We start from the raw sequence: 20,139 nt of genomic DNA on the forward strand, positions 1-20,139 counted from the left end.
TCCATGAATTCAAAACAAGATAAAATAGACCTATTAAACGAACGTTTAGCACTTGCCAAATTAGGTGGCGGACAAAAACGCGTTGACAAACAACACGCCAACAAAAAATTAACGGCAAGAGAGCGTATTGAGTATTTAATGGATGAAGGTTCATTTGAAGAAATTGGGGCGTTGGTAACACACAGAACTACCGATTTTGGGATGGAAAATCAAATATATTACGGCGACGGTGTTGTTACTGGTTATGGCACCATTGATGGCAGATTAATTTATGTCTATGCTCAAGATTTTACAGTTTTTGGTGGTTCGTTATCTGAAACACATGCCGAAAAAATCTGTAAAATTATGGATATGGCGGTAAAAGTTGGCGCACCCATTATCGGACTTAATGATTCTGGAGGTGCGCGTATTCAAGAAGGTGTGCGCTCACTTGGCGGCTATGCCGATATATTTTATAGAAACGTTCAAGCTTCAGGGGTCATTCCTCAAATTTCGGCAATTATGGGCCCGTGTGCTGGTGGTGCTGTCTATTCTCCTGCCATGACGGACTTTACATTAATGGTAGAAAACACAAGTTATATGTTCGTGACAGGACCAAATGTGGTAAAAACGGTCACAAACGAAGAAGTAACAAGTGAAGAATTAGGCGGTGCAAATACCCATGCTTCAAAATCTGGGGTGGCGCATAAAACGTCAACTAATGATGTGGCATGTTTAGAGGATGTCAAAACCCTTTTAAGTTATTTACCCCAAAATAATACTGAAACCCCGAAACCATATGATTTCAAAATAAAAGATGAAGTAAAGGATGTATTATCTGATATTGTCCCAGATAATCCTAATAAACCATATGATATGCATCAGGTCATATCAGGTATTATTGATGTTGACTCGTTTTATGAAATCCATAAAGAGTATGCCGGAAGTATAGTTGTAGGTTTTGCGAGGTTAGGTGGTAAAAGTGTTGGTATAGTTGCCAATCAACCAATGGCTTTTGCAGGGGTTTTAGGAGTTAACAGTTCAAGAAAAGCAGCACGTTTTATTCGATTTTGCGATTGTTTTAATATTCCGCTTTTGGTTTTAGTTGATGTTCCAGGTTTTTTACCTGGCACAGACCAGGAATGGAACGGTATCATTGTACATGGTGCAAAATTATTGTATGCATTTAGTGAAGCCATCGTACCAAGAATAACAGTTATTACCAGAAAAGCCTACGGCGGTGCGTATGATGTTATGAACTCGAAACATATCGGAGCAGACTATAATTTTGCATGGCCAGGAGCAGAAATTGCAGTTATGGGCGCAAAAGGTGCAAGTGAAATTATATTTAAAAGAGAAATTGCAGATGCTGAAGATTCTGCTGGGAAACTAGCCGAAAAAGAAGCTGAATATGCTGAGAAATTTGCCAATCCCTATAGAGCAGCAAAACGTGGTTTTATAGATGAAATTATTCTTCCGAAGCACACCCGAAGAAAATTGATTAAGGCATTCGCTAGTTTGGAAAACAAACAGGTTGACATACCAAAACGGAAACACGGCAATATTCCTCTTTAAATACAAAAAAGGAGTCCATAAGCATGAACTCCCTTTTATATTGCAACCAAATCACTTTTAAAGTTAAATGGCCATAAATTAATCCCAACAAAATATCATCTCTACGAATAAAACAAATTAATATCCAACCAACCTTAGGTATATTAATCATACGTTTTAATTCAACCCTAACGAAACAATATTCTGATATTTGTAAATTAACCTATTGATAATAGCAATACACAAATATCATAAACTAGTGGGTATTTTCAGCTATAAAGCACTACGCATTCATTACGCAAACGGAAATAAAGTTTCTTTTTTAAACTAAAGTATTTTTTTACAAGAAGGTTATCTGCTTAATGTGTCCTTAAAGGTTTCTTGTAAATGTTTCACAAGCGTAGTTTCTTTTTTATCGAAACCTATTTTCTTTGAAATCCGGTACCTTCTGCTTTCCACAGACCTCAAGGTAGTATTTAAAAATAATGTGATTTCCTTGTTACTAAAACCTATCAATAAATAATAGCAGATGATAACTTCCGACTTGTTCAGTTGAGGATATAATTCATTGATTTCTTTAAAAAAACCAACATTTAAATCATTTACTAGTTCCAAATGATTCTCACCTTTTTCCAAAAGTGTTGAAGAATTAATATGTAGATTTTTATAAAGCTCTTTAATCTTTTCCCTTTGATTACTTAGGCCCTCAACGTTAGATATTTTTTTTACTTCCTTTTTTAGGTTATTGATATATTCTTCCAAGCCATGAACCTTTACAGCCAACTGTTTATTATTGGATTTTAAATACGTTAAATCATCTGTATTCCCACTAATCTCATCAATTTTCACTTTTTGTTTTCTGTAAAAAATAAAATACAAAACACTTAACAACAATAAAACGCCAATTAAAACAATCCAGATATACCTGTTAAAAACCTTTTCTTCATTCTCTATTAGCAAATCTGTTTCAGCCTTTAAAAGTGACTCATTTATTTGAAAACTAGCATCAATTGTACTCTCATACATTTTGTTTTCAAACCGTATTAGAGAATCTATATAAGCTTTTGATGACGCAATATTTCCACCATACTTATGTAGATCTGCAAACAAACTGTAATAATCCCTTAATACATCTTCCCCCATGTATCGTGTTAATTTGGACGATTCATTTAAATAATAAAGGGTAGAGTCCATTTGCTTTTTTTCAAAAAAAACATCAGCAAAACACATATCTATTCCTGCTTTAAACGACAAATAATTATGCTTTGCAATGGTAGTATTATTATGTAAGGTCTTAAATTTACGATAATGCTTATGTGCATTTTCCAAACTATCAAGACCTGTGTAATTGGTAGCAATCATATAGTTGGCAAACATGTAATAATAGGCATCGTCCTTAATGTCCTTAAATGCACTTAATCTTGGCAATAATAAATTGTTGCACTCCTCAAGATCTCCTTTCAAATATTTGGCATATGCAAAGGTTTGCTCAACTTGAACTAGACCATGGGGATCATCGGTACATTTATTAAAATAAAGTTTGGCTTTGTCTAAATATTTAAAAGCAGATGAGTCTTTCTTGATATAATATATATTAGAAAATAAATCTAAACAGGATTGTCCAGCGATACAAAACTCTTTTTCTTTTTCGGCATATTTTAACGCCAAAATAGTAGATTGATGGAACTGTGAATACTCTTTGTAATCATCATGTATTAGTGCTTTGGCAGAATAGTATTCGCCTAACCGCCCCTTTATATGATCCTCTATAGGTTTAGGAATACTGTCTAAAAAAAGTAATGTCTTATCAGAATCAGTATCAATATAAGCATCGGCAGAATCGAGAAGGCGATAATAATCAGCATCCATCTGCCCCAAACAATTAAAGGAATGGGTAAAAAAAATCAGGAATATACTGACTGTTGTCAAAGAAAAAAAACACTTATGCTTTACCAATCTATAGGGCTCTTATGGTTTTAATTTGAAACAAAAGTAGGTAATTATGTCCAGAATACTTAAAATTAATCTTTCAAAAATTAAAACTTGATAAGAAATTAGCTTGCACTAAGATATAATTTGGACATTAAGCAAATTATGAATTTCTACAATGACAAATAGTATCCAGATTAATAATAACCAAATTATATTATTAAATGACAATTAAATTTCTGCTTTGAAAAATTGGGCTACTTTTACCCCATGAGTAATCAAAACACATTCAAATTAGAATTTGTGGCCCTTATGGCATCGTTAATGTCTATCGTGGCTTTATCTATTGATGCCTTGCTTCCTGCCCTTCCCGAAATAGGAAACCATTTAGGGGTTATCAACACACACGACAATCAAAAGTTGATTACCATGATATTTTTAGGATTGGGCTTCGGTCAACTTATTTTTGGCCCTCTATCTGATAGTTTTGGAAGAAAACCCATAGTTTATTTCGGATTCGCACTTTTTATAATTGCCAGCATTGTTTGTGTAAATACTAAAAGTTTTGAGGTCATGATAGTTGGTCGTGTGCTACAAGGCGTGGGTTTATCGTCGCCTCGAAGTATCGCTTTGTCAATGATAAGGGATTCGTATAGTGGTAATTACATGGCAAAAGTTGTGTCTATAGTTGTGATGTTTTTTATTTTAGTACCTGTAGTTGCTCCCACTCTTGGACAAGTTTTAATTGATATATTTGATTGGCAATCAATATTTTATTTCAATTTAATAATTGGGATATTTATAATGATTTGGTTTTGGAAACGACAAAAAGAAACCCTTCCTGTTGAAAAACGTATTAAATTTTCATCACACCTGTTCATTGACGGTACAAAAGAGTTTTTTAAATATAAAGAAGCCGTTGCTTTTACATTTGTTTCTGGTTTTATTACAGGCTCATTTATGGTATATTTAAGTACCTCACAACAGATTTTTCAAGAACAATATAATTTAGCGGAACTATTCCCGTATATTTTTGCGAGTTTAGCAATTTCTGTTGGTTTGGCTACCTTTTTAAATAGCAGACTTGTAGTTAAATATGGTATGCATCGTATTGCATATTTGGCAGCTATAGCTTACACAGTTATTTCTGTATTATATGTAATTTTATTCAGTTCTGGAAATAACCCAAGCGTCTATATTCTTTTACTATTTTTTGCCTTGCAGTTTTTTGCCGTTGGTTTTCTCTTCGGAAATTTAAGAGCAATTGCCATGCAGCCTTTGGGACATATTGCTGGTATTGGCGCAGCAATTAATGGGTCTATTAGTACTGTAATGGCTGTACCGATTGCGAACTATATTGGGAGTTTTGTATCAGATTCTGTTTTGCCATTATTTATCGGGTTTTCTATTTTTGGAGTGCTGTCGTTGCTTGTGTTTATAGTTTTAAAACGGGATGTAAAAATAGTAAGGGTTTAATTTTTTTTTGTGCCGTTAAGTCTTGACTTTGACAGAAAAAAAAGTAAACCTAAGTCGTTTAACGTCGCATATAAATCAACCTGTGCTGAACTTGTTTCAGTATTGAAACGATTTCATATCCGTAAAAACATTAGTGCACATGGCTCACTCAGTTCTATAAAAAAAAGAAAAATTAATGCACAATAATTTTTTCTATACCTATATTGTTGTTTTCGGTTTTTATGATTACGAAATAGGAGCCAGAAGGTAAATCGAAATATAGTTTCTGATTCAAATTAGTATTGGAATATTTTTTCACACTTCTACCTGTAATATCATTGATATTAATTTCTTTAATTTTTAAATCTAAATTACTTTTTATAAAGAAGTAGTCCTTAGAAGGGTTAGGATATAGCTTGATATTCGTGGTATTATCTATATTTTCTACACTCAAGTTTGTTTTTGGCTCAGAAGTAATCTCAACAATCCAGCCTCGCCAGGTACTCGTAGAATTCCAATCTTCTAATTTTTCCGGGAGATAAGCAAAAGAGGTGCTATTGGCATGTGAGAAGTTAAACGTTAAACAGCCACTATCATTATCGGCCTTTACAACAGTCTCAGGCCTAATAAATGGTATTTCCGAAAAAGTAGAAAAAAGTATGTTATTAGATGCTCTGGTATTATTACCATCAATAACAGTAAAGGGATCTCCTCCTGTATATTGCGGGATATCCAACCTCTTTACTGTTGCCACTATTCTTTCGGTGTCGGAATTTGGACAAATGGTTGTGTTTTCAAGTTGCCCCAAAATAGTCCAACTTTTTCTTTTTTTCATTTGTCCAGAGGAATTCGCATGATATATTCCTTCATTAAGGATATTTGGAGCTGTTTTAACCAGTTTTGGTACTGGGTAGATATTGGTAAACCCATCAGGACATACAGATGTAATATAGAATTCGTATTCCGTGTTTTCTTCTAAATTATCGAGAATAATGGAATAATAAATCAAATTTTCATCAAATCTGTTTTTCTCAGTTTTATAAGTATAATAGGGTCTGCGTAGGTCTTTCTCTAAAAATTGTCTGTTACTATCAAATTCTTTTGTAAGACCTGTTCCCAAAGAAAAGCCAACAGGGCCATATTCAACTTTATAAAGAAGGTTGTCGTCATTTTTTGTCCAAACCAGCTCCACTTCGCTATGGCTTAATCGTTGAAATAAAAAATCTTTTTCATTGGTTGTCTGGCAGGTAGGTTTAGGCTCGCTATATACTCTTGCTTCCCAATACGAAGCACCATCTAGATTTTGAAAATAGGATAAAGATCCATCTTCTTTTTCAGAGACTACGGGATATAAATTAGAATCGTGCTTAAAGGCATAACAGCTATAATAGTTATATCCTTGTTGCTCGTTTAAGAAATTAATGACTACATCACTTCTTACAGTACTCTGATTTAAATATGGTTCAATATTAAAATAACTAAATTCAATTCTAATTCTTTCTCCAGTATTGTCGGGGTATAGTATCTCTATGTCATCATTAGAAGTCAATAAGGCACCGTTTGAAAAGTCTTTTCTTGTTCTGTCTTTATAGACAGGAGCATAACCATTGTAGTTGCCGTTATCGCATTTTGAGGAGATATAAAAATCGTATTCTGTATCAGGAGACAAGCCTGTGATACTGATATTTTTGTCTAGGGTGTTTTTTATTACGCCGTTACCTCTTGCAAACCCAGCAAGCCCATATTCAATTTTCCATTCGGACACATCAGTTTCAGATTCCCAAGCTAAATTTATTTCTTGGTGGGTAAGCCTGGTTGTTGAAATATCGAAAGGTTCGCTACAATCAGGAATTCGCTCACTGATTACATCAGCTTCCCAACCTGTTGAATAATATTTAGAATACCAATCATCAGTAATAAATTCAATTGTTATAGCTCCATTTGGGTCTTCAGAAAAGAATGAGGCGCCTTTGCTGTCAAAATCACTTGTGTTTCTTACTTGTACAATTGCTTCAGAGCTAGTGTCAGTACCACTATATATTTTTAAAGAACTTACATAGTCGTAATATGTCATTAAATCAATAAAATCAAAAGTGATACGAATTCTTTCTCCTTCAGCTTTGGGGTATATTGTAGTAATTTTGGTTTGGTTTTCAGGAATATCATTGTCTATTCCGCCGTCATCAGTAAACTTATCGCCTCCAAAATAATTAGGGGTAGTTTTAAAAGTGAGAGGCTCAACATAAACATTGTCTTGACCACCCTGTGCACAAACGGTAGTAATATAAGCTTGATATGATGTTGACTTATTTAGGTTCATCAACGTGATAAAATCTTCATTTGTTTGCACAACGGTACCTGTTCCTCTTTCAAATCCTTCCAAACCGTACTCTATACTGTAACTATCATTTGAATCGGGCGTTTTAGTCCAATTCAATTCACATTGGTTATGGGTCAATTTAAAGTGGTTAACTTGAAAATCTGTGGCTTCTTCACAATTAGGAGTTGGTTCACATGTAATATCTATGTCCCATTTTATATCAGAGTGATTATATCTATTATTAATCACATCAAAGAAAATGACATTACTATTCCCGGAGGAAACAAACTCACTACTTGGTGAATTGCGTCGTAAATGTTTGAGCAAAGGGCTATTTGAATCAGGGCCGTCGTAAATTTTAATTTCCTCATAACTTTCAAGCCTGATATAGCTAACCTTTATTCGCGCTCTTTTGTTGTCTCTTAGGTGTATATATAAATCCCTTGTATATTGATAGTCCGTATAAACTCTGTCCTTACCACCTCTGTCATATATTTTACCTTCATTGCAATAATCGATATTTGTTTTTTCTGAGTATGGCCCAATTGGGGTACTAAAGCGTACGCCGCATTTATTCCTTAAATAAAAATCATATTCGGTATTGCTCTCTAAGTTTCCAATGATAATATCTTCTGAAGTGTAATTTTTAGTAGTTCCCTCACCTAATGTAAAGCCTTTTAATCCATATTCAAGCTGCCACTCTTCATTCAGATCAGGGTCAATATTTACTCCCGTTAATTCTATTTGGTTTAATTGATAAGGATCAAGTCTTCTAAAAGAAATAGTTGATTCACAAAAAGGTTTTGTAGAAATAGTAGCGCTTTTATTGGTGTCACTTAAACTTGAGTCGTCGCACTCTTCAGTTAAGTAAAAATCATATTCTGTCAACTCACTTAAGGATGCTATTGTTATTGTATTTGTATAAGTTTCAACTTTTATACCAGTTCCTATTTCAAAATCTTTAAGACCATATTCTATATATGTACGATTAGTTGTGCTTTTTGTCCACTTTAGAGTGATTGAATTATAGGTGATATTTATAGGAGAAATAAATCTAGGCGCATTGCATTTTGGTTCGTCAATACAGCTAACGTTCCCAATCCAACCTGGGGCGTTATTTTGTGAATTGTTTGAGTCAAATATAATATATAGTTCACCATTTGATGATTTGGAAACGACTGGTTCAGTAGGGAGATTGTTTTTATCGAAAACTGCAATAGGATCTCCGATAGCGAAATTACCTTGCCAGATTTTTAACGTGGCATCACTTGATAATTGGAATAATTCAAAATCTAAACTTACTCTTTTATCTGAAGAGTTTGGTTTTATATTGTAAGATACGTAGTGATTTCCAATATAGTTTTTTTCGAAACCAGGGTCTAGAAATTGGTCTCCGTTGCAGTAATCTGCATTAGTATAATTTTGATAAACATCAGATGTGGTAGGTGTGTTTCCACATTTATTAGTGATGTAGAAATCATATGGTGTATTAGAGTTCAGGTTGTTGATTTGAATACCTGTAAATGAACTAGAAATTTTAGTTCCAGTTCCACGGCTGAAGTTTCTATAGCCGTATTCTATTTCAAAATTACCAGTCAATGAATTGTTTCCTGAATTCCAAGTTAATGTTATAGAATTGGTTGTTTTACCATTTGTAAATATTTGATATGGCTTAGGACATTGAGCACTTCCTATAAAGCCTAAGAGACTCAAAGTAATAAATAATAATAGGCTTTTTTTCATATCAGTTTTTATTAGTTCACAAATGTATTAAAAAACTATCGCATCTTTTTGAATTTTCGTAACCCTTTATGATTTAATGTTCGTATTTAAATAGCAGACTTGTAGTTAAATATGGTATGCATCGTATTGCATATTTGGCAGCTATAGCTTACACAGTTATTTCTGTATTATATGTAATTTTATTCAGTTCTGGAAATAACCCAAGCGTCTATATTCTTTTACTGTTTTTTGGGTTGCAGTTTTTTGCTGTTGGTTTTCTCTTCGGAAATTTAAGAGCCATTGCCATGCAGCCTTTGGGACATATTGCTGGTATTGGCGCAGCAATTAATGGGTCTATTAGTACGGTAATGGCTGTGCCTATTACGAACTATATTGGGAGTTTTGTATCAGATTCTGTTTTGCCATTATTTATCGGGTTTTCTATTTTTGGAGTGCTGTCTTTGCTTGTTTTTATGGTTTTAAAACGGGATGCGAAATTGGCAAGGGTTTAATTGTTTTGTGTATTTTGACTTCGTCAGAAAAATTTGCTAGATTTGTTTAACGTTGGATATAAAACAACCTGTGCTGAACTTGTTTCAGTATTGAAACGATTTTTATCAGAGAACCGTTGTGTTTAATTGCGGAAAAACCTAAATCAATATAAATTAAAATGGAACAAAAGAAAAAAAAGAGTCTAATTGGAACAGTAATAACTGTAGCAATTGTAGTAATTGCAGCGAATTTAGGTCCCAAACTATTTAATTCTAAAAAGGATTTGACTTTGAGCAATGGCAATACCATTTCGGAAAGAGCTGAAATTATGAACAAAGATTGTCCTTTTACTTTTGACTCAAATACAAGACTTGACAGCGTTACTTCACCTGAAAAGAATGTTTTAAGACAAAATTACACCTTATTAAATGACAGTAAATCTGACATCGACACACAAGCTTTTCAAAACATATTTAAACCAGAATTCAAAAAGAATCTGCAAAACCAAAATCAAGCAGAATTTTTCAAAAAACATAATGCGAAATTAGTTTACAGATTTTATGATAAAGACAAAAATTTCGTAACTGACATAATATTGAGTTCGGATGAATATTGAATTGAACCCTGAATTGAATAACTGAATAAAACAACTAAACACAACAACGGCAACCGCTATACAACACTCTAAAAACCTGGCAGGCAGGCAGGAACGCTCTCAAAATTGATAAACACCTGATTCTAAGGGCTTTTAATTTTTAGAGATTTATGTTTTACCTAAAATTAAGGTTCTTAAAACGTGCTGTCCCCCTTCTTTAAAACCTTCAGCCAAAGTCGTTTCATTCGAAACTTTATTGATGTAACCTGCATAATACGACTTATACTCTAATGCACTTAAATCTGAAAACCTTCATAACTATTAAATTTTTGCCTGATAGGTATATAAATCATAATATCTACCTTCTAAAGCAATCAATTCATCATGTGTGCCACGTTCCACAATCCTACCAGCTTCAATCACTAAAATTTGGTCTGCTTTTCTAATCGTGCTTAATCTGTGTGCAATTACAATAGTCGTTCTATCTTTTACCAATTCATTTAAACTTTTCTGGATTAAAGCCTCGCTTTCGGTATCTAGATTTGATGTGGCTTCATCTAAAATAATGATTTTTGGATTTGCTAAAATAGCACGAGCAATCGCCAAACGTTGACGTTGTCCGCCTGAAAGCTTTACCCCTCTTTCACCTATTAAGGTTTCCAAACCATCATCAAAACGATCCGTAAATTCATTAACGTAAGCTGCTTTAACGGCATTTTGTAATTCGGCCTCCGTAGCGTTTGGTCTTGGGAACATGATGTTTTCCCTGATGGTGCCTTCGAATAGAAATTCATCTTGCAACACCACACCCAAATATTTGCGATAACTATTCAATTTTACTTTTGATAAATCTTGACTATCAATAGTAACCTTTCCAGATTTAGGGTTTAAAAACGTAGCTGATAATCCAGCAATAGTAGATTTTCCAGAACCCGAACTCCCCACCAAAGCCGTTACAGAACCTGCTGGCGCTTTAAAACTAATATTATGGAGCACTTCTTTATCTGCTTCATATGAAAACGATACATCATTAAATTCTATATCGCCTTTAAATGTTTTAAGCTGAATGTTTCGTTCTTGGTCATCTTCTTCGGCAGTCATATTCATTAGCTCTTCAGTTCTATCCAAACCTGCTAAAGCTTCTGTTAATTGGCTTCCTATATTACTCATTTGCACAATGGGCGCAATCATAAAACCGAGTATTAATGTGAAGAATAAAAACTCCCCTGTGGTCATTTCGCCTAAAATCATATAATAGCCACCAATGCCCATAATGCCTGTTGTGGCGACACCTATTAGAAAAGTTGATGAACTCGTCATTAATGCCGTAGCCGTTAAGCTCTTTTTGACATTCTGATAGAGTTTATTCACACCTTTTTCAAATACCGCATTTTCTTGTGCTTCGGCATTAAACGCTTTTATGACACGAACACCAGCCAAAGTTTCAGTTAATCTACCTGTTACCTGAGCATTAATTTTGCCGCGTTTTCTAAAAATTGGTCGGATGTATTTAAAGGCTTTTAGTGCGATAAACCCAAATATAGAAAGTGGCACAAATACAAAAAGCGTCATCCACGGATTCAGTTTTATTAAAATTATTAAAGATATAATAGCTGTAAACGATCCACCAACTAATTGCACCAATCCTGTTCCTATGAGGTTTCTAACGCCTTCAACATCGGTCATAATTCTTGAAACAAGGGCTCCAGATTTTGTGTTATCGAAAAAACCAATGGGTAGCGAGAGCACTTTCTTCTGAACTTGCGCACGCAATTCGCTAATTAAATATTGCGCTTGAACACTTAATATTCTGGTTAACAAAAACGACGTCACTGCTTGTATAGTTATTGCTGCTATTACTACTCCAATTAATGTATAAAGTTGCAAATAGTCCTTGTTAGGCACCACATCATCCAGCAACACTTTACTCTGCCATGGAAGAACCAAACCAGACAAACTGCGGATGACAATTAAAATTAAACCAATAAACACCAACTTTCGCCTGGGCCAAATAATGGTTTTAAAGGCTTGTGCCATGGTTACTTTTGGCTTTGTTTTGCTTTTTGAAGATTCTTTAAGGTGTTGCATATTTATCAAATAGTAAGTCTGTAAAAATATTGATTCTTAGTAGGATAAAGAGTAAAACATAAAAATTAAAAGACCACTCATTTTGAGTGGTCTTAAAACTTATTAAAGTGTAAAAATATTATATCCTTTTTGCTTTCTTAGCAAGTTTAGCTGCCTTTTTTTCTTTAGGCGTTAATACCGCCTCTTTTTTTACGTTTTTTTTTGCATCTTTAGATTTCGCCATGATTATTTTTGTGCTTATTAATTAAATTATGCTTTAAGTACTAATCTAAAACGTGCTTTTCCAGCTTCCAAATGTTCAAGTGCTTTATTGACATCTTTCAAATCAAACTCCTCTACCGTTGGGTAAATATCATGTCTTACACAGAAATCTAACATGGTTTTTGTCAAAGCGATACTTCCCAGTGGGCTTCCCCCAACTGATTTTTCTCCCATCAACAATGTAAATGCAGGAATTGCCATAGGTTCTAAAACCGCTCCAACATTATGAAAACGCCCTTGAGGCGCTAAAGTAACCAAAAAAGAATTCCAATCCAGAGTCACATTAGTTGTGTTTAATATGAAATTTAAAGAACCTGCAATATCCCCTAAGGCATCCGGATTTGTAGAATCTACAACGCTATGAGCGCCCATTGCTAGAATATTTTCTTTTTTATTAGGATTAGAACTAAATGCCGTTACCTCGCAGCCCCATGCTTTTAAAAATTTAATAGCCATATGCCCTAGTCCTCCAATACCAATTACCCCTACACGGTCTGTCGCCTTAACACCTGCTAAAATAATAGGATTGAATACAGTAATACCACCACATAATAATGGCCCTGCTTTTTTCATATCAATATTTTTGGGTAATGGAATGGTCCAAGACCAGTGACTTCTGACGGTATCAGCAAAACCTCCATGACGACCAACAATAGTAGCTTCGGCAGTACCACATAAATGTTGCTGTCCGTCTAAACATTGATTACAATGCATACATGAACCAGAATACCATCCTACACCAACTTTATCGCCAATTTTCAACCCTTTTACTTCACTTCCTAAAGCGGTAACTTCACCAACAATTTCATGTCCAGGAACAAGTGGAAATTGACTCATACCCCAATCATTGTTTATCATACTTAAATCTGAATGACAAATACCACAATAGTCCACTTTAACATCTACTTCTTCATTACCAATTTCTGGTAAATCATATTGAAACTCTTTTAGTTTTTCTCCTGCTTCGTGAGCAGCATATGCATTGACTTTTTTCATGACTAACTCTTCTTTGAAATTATTAATGATAAATACTACATAAAGTTAATCATTTTTCTATCCATAATTTAACTTTATTGTAAAATTATTATGAGTTAATGATTACTTTTACAATTAACTATATAATCTAAAACGACACATGAAAATTATTGGTATTGGCAAAAACTACGTAAACGACAAATCTGAAATCGCAGCACTTAAATCTGGCGAACAACTTATTTTTATAAAGGCAGAAAGCACTTTGGTGACTGATAATAAAGACATTCCTTTTCCGAAAATTACAAACGAATTGGTTTATGAAGCGGAATTGGTTGCAAAAATTGGAAAAACCGGTAAAGATATTTCCGAAAGTGATGCAGCATCGTACATTAGCGACATTGGAATCGGTATTGATTATACAGCCAAAGATGTTTTAACTGCGAGCAGAGCAAATAAGGGCCCGTGGGCATTGGCTAAAGGATTTGATGGCGCTTCTCCTGTAAATGGTTTTACATCTATTTCGAATTTTCCAGATTTAAATAACATCAATTTTAGTTTAGTTATTAATGGCGAGGAAAAGCAATCTGGAAACACCAGTGATATGATTTATAACTTTGTTGAGATTATTTCTTATGCTTCTAAATACATGACCTTAGAACCTGGGGATTTAATTTTCACAGGAACACCAGCAAGCGGTGCAGGACAAAACTTTAAAGGCGACCATTTACAGGCTTCTATTGAAGGAGAGCTACTATTGGATTTTAAACTTATTTAATGAAAAACTCTATCGCAGATCGTGTTGTCTATTTTTTAAGTGGCTATCCGCCGTTCAATATGCTCAACGAAAAGAGTTTGCATAAAATAGCGGTTCAAGTTCAAATCATTTATCTTGAAAAAGGTGATGCTATTTTTGAAAAAGGCGATGCCTATCACAATCATTTTTATATCGTTAGAGATGGTGCTGTTTATTTATACCATACGAACGAAACGGATAAAAATGTAGTAGGTATTAATGATAAAGGCGATTTATTCGGCTTAAGAGCACTTATTACAAAAGAGAACTATAAACTTACCGCTACTGCCAACGAAGAGTCGATAGTTTATGCCATACCAAGTGAGATATTTCAGTCTGTAACTCATAATCATGTAAAAATATACAAGTACCTCATCACATCTTTTGCGAGTAACACCTATGACCCTTATACAGCAGAAGAAAGTAAAAAAATATTTGTTGACTACCTCCCAACCAGACCAAATGATATAGGTAATTTACAAACAGCCGATTTTACAAAAACCCCAATTACCTGTAAAGCAGATCAGTCTTTAAAAAAGGCTGCTAAAAAAATGTGCAAACATAAAATTAGTTGCATCATTGTTGTAAATGAAGACAAGCACCCTGTTGGAATTATTACCAACACCGATATAAAAAATAAAATTGCGACAGGGGTATTTCCAATAAGTACTCCTGTAACCAATATCATGTCTGCTCCCGTTGTTACCGAAAGAAGTGATATAACTGTTACCAATGCGCAGTTAAAAATGATACAACATAGCGTGAGCCATATTTGTATTACAGAAGATGGGACACCAAATTCTATATTAACGGGAATTTTAACCCACCATGATATTTTAGTGTCCCTAGGCAACAATCCTTCAGTTATTTTAAAAGATATAAGACGCGCAAAACGCACACGTTATTTAAGAAGTGCCAGACTAAAGGCAAACACGCTTTTAAAAAGTTATCTAGAACAGAACATTCCTTTAACCCATATTATCAAAATTATATCTACCATTAATGATGCGGTAACCGTACGCGCCATTGAACTTTCTATCAAAAAAATGGATGCGCCTCCTCCTGTGAAATTTTCATGGATCGCCATTGGAAGTCAAGGACGTAAAGAACAATTACTATTTACTGATCAGGACAATGCACTTATTTTTGGAGACGTTCCTGAAGAAGATTACGGTTCAGTTAAAAATTATTTTATAGAACTTTCAAAACATGTCACAAAAACACTAAACGTCATCGGTTTTGAATACTGTCAAGCAGATATGATGGCGAGCAATCCTGAATGGTGTAAATCTATTTCGGAATGGAAAACACAATTCAGTGATTGGATTGTAAACCCTGATGAAAAAGCAATTTTATTATCCTCTATCTTTTTTGATTATAGCCATGTTTTTGGCAATGAATCTTTAGTAGATGATTTAACAAAAGGGATTTACGAGATACTTGGGGACTCCAGTAGATTTTACAGCATTCTTGCAAAAGACGCCATGAAAAGTCCACCACCATTAGGTTTCTTTAAACAATTTATTGTAGAACAAAATGGTGAACAAAAAGACCTTTTCAATATTAAAAGTAGAGCATTAATGCCTTTAATTGATGCTGCTAGAGTAATTGCCTTGAGCAAAAAAATCAAGAACATTAACAACACTTCTGAGCGTTTTGAAAAATTGGCCGAAGTTGAAGAAAACAATAAAGAATTATTCCTTTCCTGTGCTTATGCTTTTAAATCATTATTGAAATTTAAGACCAAACAAGGTATTCTTCATGAAAACTCTGGGAAATTTATTGAGTTGAGTACATTATCAAAAGAGGAACAACTCAAGTTAAAACGCTGTTTCAAACCTATTCTGGAAATACAGGAATCGCTTAAATTACGTTTTCATTTATCCAATAGCCTTATATAGATGATTTTTAAATGGCTAAATAAAGATAAAAAGAATGTTCCTGAATTTTGGAACACCTACGTCAATCTGTTTAAAAACTCAAAAAACACTTCTATTACTGAAAGTCGGTTTGTGGCGTTCGATACCGAAACTACTGGTTTTGATAATGACAAGGATAGAATACTCTCCATAGGAGCAGTTAGCCTTCAAAATAATAGAATCTCGGTAAACAATAATTTCGAAGTGTATATTAACCAAGAAATTTTTAAAGCTGAAACCGTTAAAATCCATGGTATTCTAAAAAGAGGAAGTCTTAAGAAAATATCGGAATTAGAAGCTATTGAAGCGTTTCTAGATTATATTAAAAATGATATTTTAATTGCACACCATGCAAGATTCGATTTCAGAATGATTAACAGCATGTTATTGCGCAATGGTTTAGGAAAACTTAAAAATGAGTTTATCGATACTGCTGTTTTATACAAAAAATCAAAACACATTATATACCAAGACAATCTGGAAAATTATTCTTTAGATGAATTGGCCAAGGAACTTAATGTGCCTGTGGTAGATAGACATACCGCAAATGGCGATGCTTTAATTACCGCCATTGTATTTTTAAAAACCCTATCACGCTTAAAAACAAAAAAGCAAAACTTGGAATGGGATTATTTGCTCAAAACTTAAGATGAGTTCTATACATACAAAAAAAACCTATGACGTTTCATCCTAGGTTTCTCTTAATTATTATTTCTGAAAAGATTATTTATCTTTTAACTCCCAAGTTCTTACCCAATCATAGTAGGTAGTTCTTTCTGCTTCGGTACCTGTCATGCCACCATCAGCAGGTACAGGGTTCCAGTTGTAAGTTTCAACAACCATTCTTAAATACATTGGTAAATCAAAAACACCTTTTGGAGTTATAGAATATACCCTTTTACCATCTAGATAAAATATAATTTCGTCTGCACTTTTCCACCAAGCAGCATACACATGATAATCCGCCCATACTTTTACATCAGTCGGAGCATCATCCCCAGCAGAACCTGTTGGAGTTTCAGGACAATCTGCTTGCCTACTATGTGTGTTTGAGTGGATACTTTCATCAAATTTTTGAGCAAAATCTGATGTACCTGTTACTTGCCCTACACATTCTTGAATATCCAACTCAGTAACTCTTCTGTCACAACCAGAACCTTCGTTTCTATTGTTAATCAACCAGAATGTAGAAGACATGAATGTTTTATTTGCCTTCATTCTACATTCAGTATAATAGCCAACTTTAGCAATCTTTTTAGAATAAATATTAGATCCGGCGTGTGTAAATGTATTTCCATTAACAACTTCTGGAGCTGCTAATTGATAAGCCGTCAATTTTAAATCCCCATCAGCAACACTAACCGTATTCGCTTTAAAAATTCCTGGAGCTCTTCCAATCCATCTATTAGCATCAGTATTCTGCCATTTGGTAGCATCAAGGCTGGCGCCATCAAATTCATCCGAAAGATCTGTAACCTTGGCCCATTCTTTTCCGGATGGTGTAATATCAACTTCAACTAAATAAGGCATTGTTTCAGAAGGTGCGTTTTTAACCACAATAACATTAAAACTGCAAGTAGCAGTATTACCAGTAGCATCTTTTACTTCAAAAGTGTTTTTAGTAGTACCTGTAGGAAATGAAGCACCAGACACTTTACCCTCGGTTTGGGTAGTTACTGCTCCAGCTAAATTATCGGTGCCAACAGGAGTATTATATGTTACAACTGTTCCGCTAGAAAACACATCTACATTTACCGTAACATCTGCTTCACAGGTTATAGTTGGGTCAGTAATATCAACTGGGTCTTTCTTTTCTTCTTCGTTGGCCTCATCTTTACTACAGCTTGTAAAACATGTACTAGCTGATACCAATAAAATAAAAATTGATTTAAAAAGGCGTCTTTTTTTCATCATTACAATTTTAAACTTTTTTTACAAAGCTATAAGTTATAAGATTATAAAAGGGACACATATGTTCTATAGTACAACCAGTATGGGTTAAAGTTGTGGATTTTGTCGAAAATTCAATCTATAACACATTATCCATAATATCCTGAACCACTTCAGGGTTTAACAACGTACTCGTATCGCCTAAATTACTCGTGTCGTTACTCGCTATTTTACGTAAAATACGTCTCATAATCTTTCCGGAACGGGTTTTTGGTAAGCCTTTGGTAAATTGAATTTTATCCAGTTTTGCAATAGGGCCTATATGTTCGGTTATAATTTGATTGATTTCTTTTCGCAGATTGTTATGGTCACGGGTTTCGCCAACATCCTTTAAAATAACATAGCCGTAAAGTGCATTGCCCTTAACATCGTGTGGGAATCCAACAATAGCACTTTCGGCGACCGCAGGATGTTCATTAACTGCATCTTCAATTGGCGCAGTACCTAAATTATGTCCAGAAACGATAATAACATCATCTACGCGACCAGTAATTCTGTAATAGCCAACCTCATCACGCAAAGCACCATCACCCGTAAAATATTTATTTTCGAATGCTGAAAAATAAGTCTCTTTATACCGCTGATGATTTCCCCAAATAGTTCTCGCCATAGCAGGCCAAGGGAATTTTATACACAGTCTCCCTTCAACTTGATTGCCTTTCAATTCATCTCCGTTTTCATCCATTAGCGCGGGTTGAATTCCAGGGAATGGTAACGTAGCATACGTTGGTTTTGTTGGCGTTGCAAATGGAATTGGAGTTATCATAATGCCGCCAGTTTCGGTTTGCCACCATGTATCAACAATGGGGCTTTTCTTTTTCCCAACATTATCATTGTACCAATGCCAAGCTTCCTCATTTATTGGCTCTCCTACAGATCCTAAAACTTTAAGTGAAGACAAATCGTATTTCTCAACAAAATCCATACCCTGTTTTGCCAAAGCTCTAATGGCTGTTGGTGCGGTATAAAACTGATTGATTTTATGTTTTTCAACAATTTCCCAAAAGCGACCATAATCAGGATAACTGGGCACACCTTCAAACATAACTGTTGTTGCGCCGTTCGCTAAGGGCCCGTAAACAATATAGCTGTGTCCTGTAATCCAACCAATATCGGCAGTACACCAATACACATCATTTTCTTTATATTGAAATACATTTTTAAACGTATAGGCCGTATATACCATATAACCAGCCGTAGTATGTACCATCCCTTTTGGCTTGCCTGTTGAACCTGAGGTATATAAAATAAACAGCGGATCTTCAGCATCCATAATTTCTGGTTCGCAATTTTTGTCAGCAGCATCTAAAAGTGGCTGCAACCAAACATCACGACCTTGTTTCATTATAATATCAGAGTTTATTCGCTTTGCGACCAAAACATGTTCTATACCTGGGCAGTCCTCTAAAGCATCATCTACAATACCTTTTAAATCGATTGTTTTTGCGCCACGATAAGAACCGTCACTCGTAATGACCATTTTACAATCACTATCATTAATTCTCGTTGATAAAGCTGTTGAAGAAAATCCTGCAAATACCACCGAATGAATGGCTCCAATTCTAGCACAGGCCAAAGTAGCAATTGCCAGTTCTGGAATCATGGGCAAATAAATACAAACCCTATCCCCTTTTCCAATGCCCTTATCTTTCAACACATTTGCAAACTGACATACACGTTCGTGCAATTGCCTGTAAGTAATATGTTCAGCCTTTTCGTTTGGGTTATTGGGTTCAAATAAAATCGCCGTTTTATTGGCATTAGTGGTTAAATGTCTATCAATACAATTTACCGTAATATTAAGTTTTGCACCCTCAAACCATTTTACTTCAGGTGTATTAAAATCCCAACTCAAAACAGTATCCCATTTTTTGTGCCATAAAAAATGCTCTTCCGCTACTTCCTCCCAAAAATTTTCAGGCTCTCTAACCGATTTTCTATAGACTTGATAATACTCTTCTAGGTGTTTTATGTGGTAGTTACTCATTAGGCTTTCTTTTAAATTCTTAAATGCAATAAGGTGAAATTATGTGTGTTCTAAAATAGCAAATTATATGTTAATTTTTTTCTGCGAACAACATAAATCCATCGACAGAAAAAAAAACGT

13 protein-coding genes are annotated in these 20,139 nt (G+C 34.5%); 7 read left to right on the top strand and 6 right to left on the bottom strand.

Annotation, left to right across the window (positions count from 1 at the left end):
- The first annotated feature begins 3 nt into the window (after window positions 1-3).
- Window positions 4-1,554 (top strand): acyl-CoA carboxylase subunit beta, encoded by a 1,551-nt coding sequence (locus tag ABXQ82_RS16620; RefSeq protein ID WP_367062393.1) that lies wholly within the window; start codon window positions 4-6, stop codon window positions 1,552-1,554.
- A gap of 330 nt (window positions 1,555-1,884) precedes the next feature.
- On the opposite strand, the gene ABXQ82_RS16625 is transcribed toward ABXQ82_RS16620, so the two are convergent.
- Window positions 1,885-3,402 carry a hypothetical protein gene (locus ABXQ82_RS16625; protein WP_367062396.1) on the bottom strand — a complete coding sequence of 506 codons (1,518 nt, stop codon included), beginning with the start codon at window positions 3,400-3,402 and terminating at the stop codon, window positions 1,885-1,887.
- 330 nt (window positions 3,403-3,732) lie between these two features.
- Between ABXQ82_RS16625 and ABXQ82_RS16630 the strand changes: the two genes are divergently transcribed.
- Window positions 3,733-4,938, top strand: a complete 1,206-nt coding sequence (locus tag ABXQ82_RS16630) for a multidrug effflux MFS transporter (protein ID WP_367062399.1) — start codon at window positions 3,733-3,735, stop codon at window positions 4,936-4,938.
- A gap of 172 nt (window positions 4,939-5,110) precedes the next feature.
- On the opposite strand, the gene ABXQ82_RS16635 is transcribed toward ABXQ82_RS16630, so the two are convergent.
- A complete protein-coding gene (locus ABXQ82_RS16635) occupies window positions 5,111-8,980 on the bottom strand; it encodes a T9SS type A sorting domain-containing protein (RefSeq protein ID WP_367062402.1) in 3,870 nt (1,289 codons plus the stop codon).
- Between the two features lie 116 nt (window positions 8,981-9,096).
- Between ABXQ82_RS16635 and ABXQ82_RS16640 the strand changes: the two genes are divergently transcribed.
- A complete protein-coding gene (locus tag ABXQ82_RS16640) occupies window positions 9,097-9,471 on the top strand; it encodes a hypothetical protein (RefSeq protein ID WP_367062405.1) in 375 nt (124 codons plus the stop codon).
- Window positions 9,472-9,629: 158 nt separating this feature from the next.
- Window positions 9,630-10,067, top strand: a complete 438-nt coding sequence (locus ABXQ82_RS16645; protein WP_367062408.1) for a hypothetical protein — start codon at window positions 9,630-9,632, stop codon at window positions 10,065-10,067.
- A gap of 300 nt (window positions 10,068-10,367) precedes the next feature.
- Here the strand turns inward: ABXQ82_RS16645 and ABXQ82_RS16650 are convergent, their stop codons facing one another.
- Both ABXQ82_RS16650 and ABXQ82_RS16655 read right to left on the bottom strand, forming a co-directional pair.
- Window positions 10,368-12,134, bottom strand: a complete 1,767-nt coding sequence (locus ABXQ82_RS16650; RefSeq protein WP_367062411.1) for an ABC transporter ATP-binding protein — start codon at window positions 12,132-12,134, stop codon at window positions 10,368-10,370.
- Between the two features lie 249 nt (window positions 12,135-12,383).
- Window positions 12,384-13,391 carry an NAD(P)-dependent alcohol dehydrogenase gene (locus tag ABXQ82_RS16655; RefSeq protein ID WP_367062413.1) on the bottom strand — a complete coding sequence of 336 codons (1,008 nt, stop codon included), beginning with the start codon at window positions 13,389-13,391 and terminating at the stop codon, window positions 12,384-12,386.
- A gap of 139 nt (window positions 13,392-13,530) precedes the next feature.
- Between ABXQ82_RS16655 and ABXQ82_RS16660 the strand changes: the two genes are divergently transcribed.
- Genes ABXQ82_RS16660 through ABXQ82_RS16670 form a run of 3 tightly spaced genes read left to right on the top strand, consistent with a single transcriptional unit; the run spans window position 13,531 to window position 16,730 of the window.
- Entirely contained in the window at window positions 13,531-14,145 is a 615-nt protein-coding gene (locus ABXQ82_RS16660) for a fumarylacetoacetate hydrolase family protein (RefSeq protein WP_367062416.1), read from the top strand.
- Window positions 14,145-16,064: a DUF294 nucleotidyltransferase-like domain-containing protein gene (locus tag ABXQ82_RS16665; protein ID WP_367062419.1), complete on the top strand. Its 1,920-nt coding sequence runs from the start codon at window positions 14,145-14,147 to the stop codon at window positions 16,062-16,064. The genes ABXQ82_RS16660 and ABXQ82_RS16665 overlap by 1 nt, the downstream gene beginning before the upstream one ends.
- Window positions 16,065-16,730 carry a 3'-5' exonuclease gene (locus ABXQ82_RS16670; RefSeq protein WP_367062422.1) on the top strand — a complete coding sequence of 222 codons (666 nt, stop codon included), beginning with the start codon at window positions 16,065-16,067 and terminating at the stop codon, window positions 16,728-16,730.
- A 75-nt stretch (window positions 16,731-16,805) separates the two neighbouring features.
- Here ABXQ82_RS16670 and ABXQ82_RS16675 read toward each other — a convergent pair whose 3' ends face one another.
- A complete protein-coding gene (locus ABXQ82_RS16675; RefSeq protein ID WP_367062424.1) occupies window positions 16,806-17,996 on the bottom strand; it encodes an HYR domain-containing protein in 1,191 nt (396 codons plus the stop codon).
- A gap of 115 nt (window positions 17,997-18,111) precedes the next feature.
- The gene (gene acs / locus ABXQ82_RS16680) at window positions 18,112-20,019 is read right to left on the bottom strand and encodes an acetate--CoA ligase (RefSeq protein ID WP_367062427.1); all 1,908 of its coding nucleotides are present in this window, start codon (window positions 20,017-20,019) and stop codon (window positions 18,112-18,114) included.
- Window positions 20,020-20,139 lie beyond the last annotated feature (120 nt).

It is taken from the genome of Algibacter sp. 2305UL17-15, assembly GCF_040720935.1.
Taxonomy (GTDB): Bacteria; Bacteroidota; Bacteroidia; order Flavobacteriales; family Flavobacteriaceae; genus Jejuia.

Coding starts and splice junctions, on each gene's coding strand:
- ABXQ82_RS16665 (WP_367062419.1), top strand. CDS start 14,145: ATGAAAAACTCTATCGCAGATCGTGTTGTCTATTTTTTAAGTGGCTAT.
- ABXQ82_RS16635 (WP_367062402.1), bottom strand. CDS start 8,980: ATGAAAAAAAGCCTATTATTATTTATTACTTTGAGTCTCTTAGGCTTT.
- ABXQ82_RS16630 (WP_367062399.1), top strand. CDS start 3,733: ATGAGTAATCAAAACACATTCAAATTAGAATTTGTGGCCCTTATGGCA.
- acs (WP_367062427.1), bottom strand. CDS start 20,019: ATGAGTAACTACCACATAAAACACCTAGAAGAGTATTATCAAGTCTAT.
- ABXQ82_RS16645 (WP_367062408.1), top strand. CDS start 9,630: ATGGAACAAAAGAAAAAAAAGAGTCTAATTGGAACAGTAATAACTGTA.
- ABXQ82_RS16670 (WP_367062422.1), top strand. CDS start 16,065: ATGATTTTTAAATGGCTAAATAAAGATAAAAAGAATGTTCCTGAATTT.
- ABXQ82_RS16620 (WP_367062393.1), top strand. CDS start 4: ATGAATTCAAAACAAGATAAAATAGACCTATTAAACGAACGTTTAGCA.
- ABXQ82_RS16625 (WP_367062396.1), bottom strand. CDS start 3,402: ATGGATGCTGATTATTATCGCCTTCTCGATTCTGCCGATGCTTATATT.
- ABXQ82_RS16640 (WP_367062405.1), top strand. CDS start 9,097: ATGCATCGTATTGCATATTTGGCAGCTATAGCTTACACAGTTATTTCT.
- ABXQ82_RS16675 (WP_367062424.1), bottom strand. CDS start 17,996: ATGATGAAAAAAAGACGCCTTTTTAAATCAATTTTTATTTTATTGGTA.
- ABXQ82_RS16650 (WP_367062411.1), bottom strand. CDS start 12,134: ATGCAACACCTTAAAGAATCTTCAAAAAGCAAAACAAAGCCAAAAGTA.
- ABXQ82_RS16655 (WP_367062413.1), bottom strand. CDS start 13,391: ATGAAAAAAGTCAATGCATATGCTGCTCACGAAGCAGGAGAAAAACTA.
- ABXQ82_RS16660 (WP_367062416.1), top strand. CDS start 13,531: ATGAAAATTATTGGTATTGGCAAAAACTACGTAAACGACAAATCTGAA.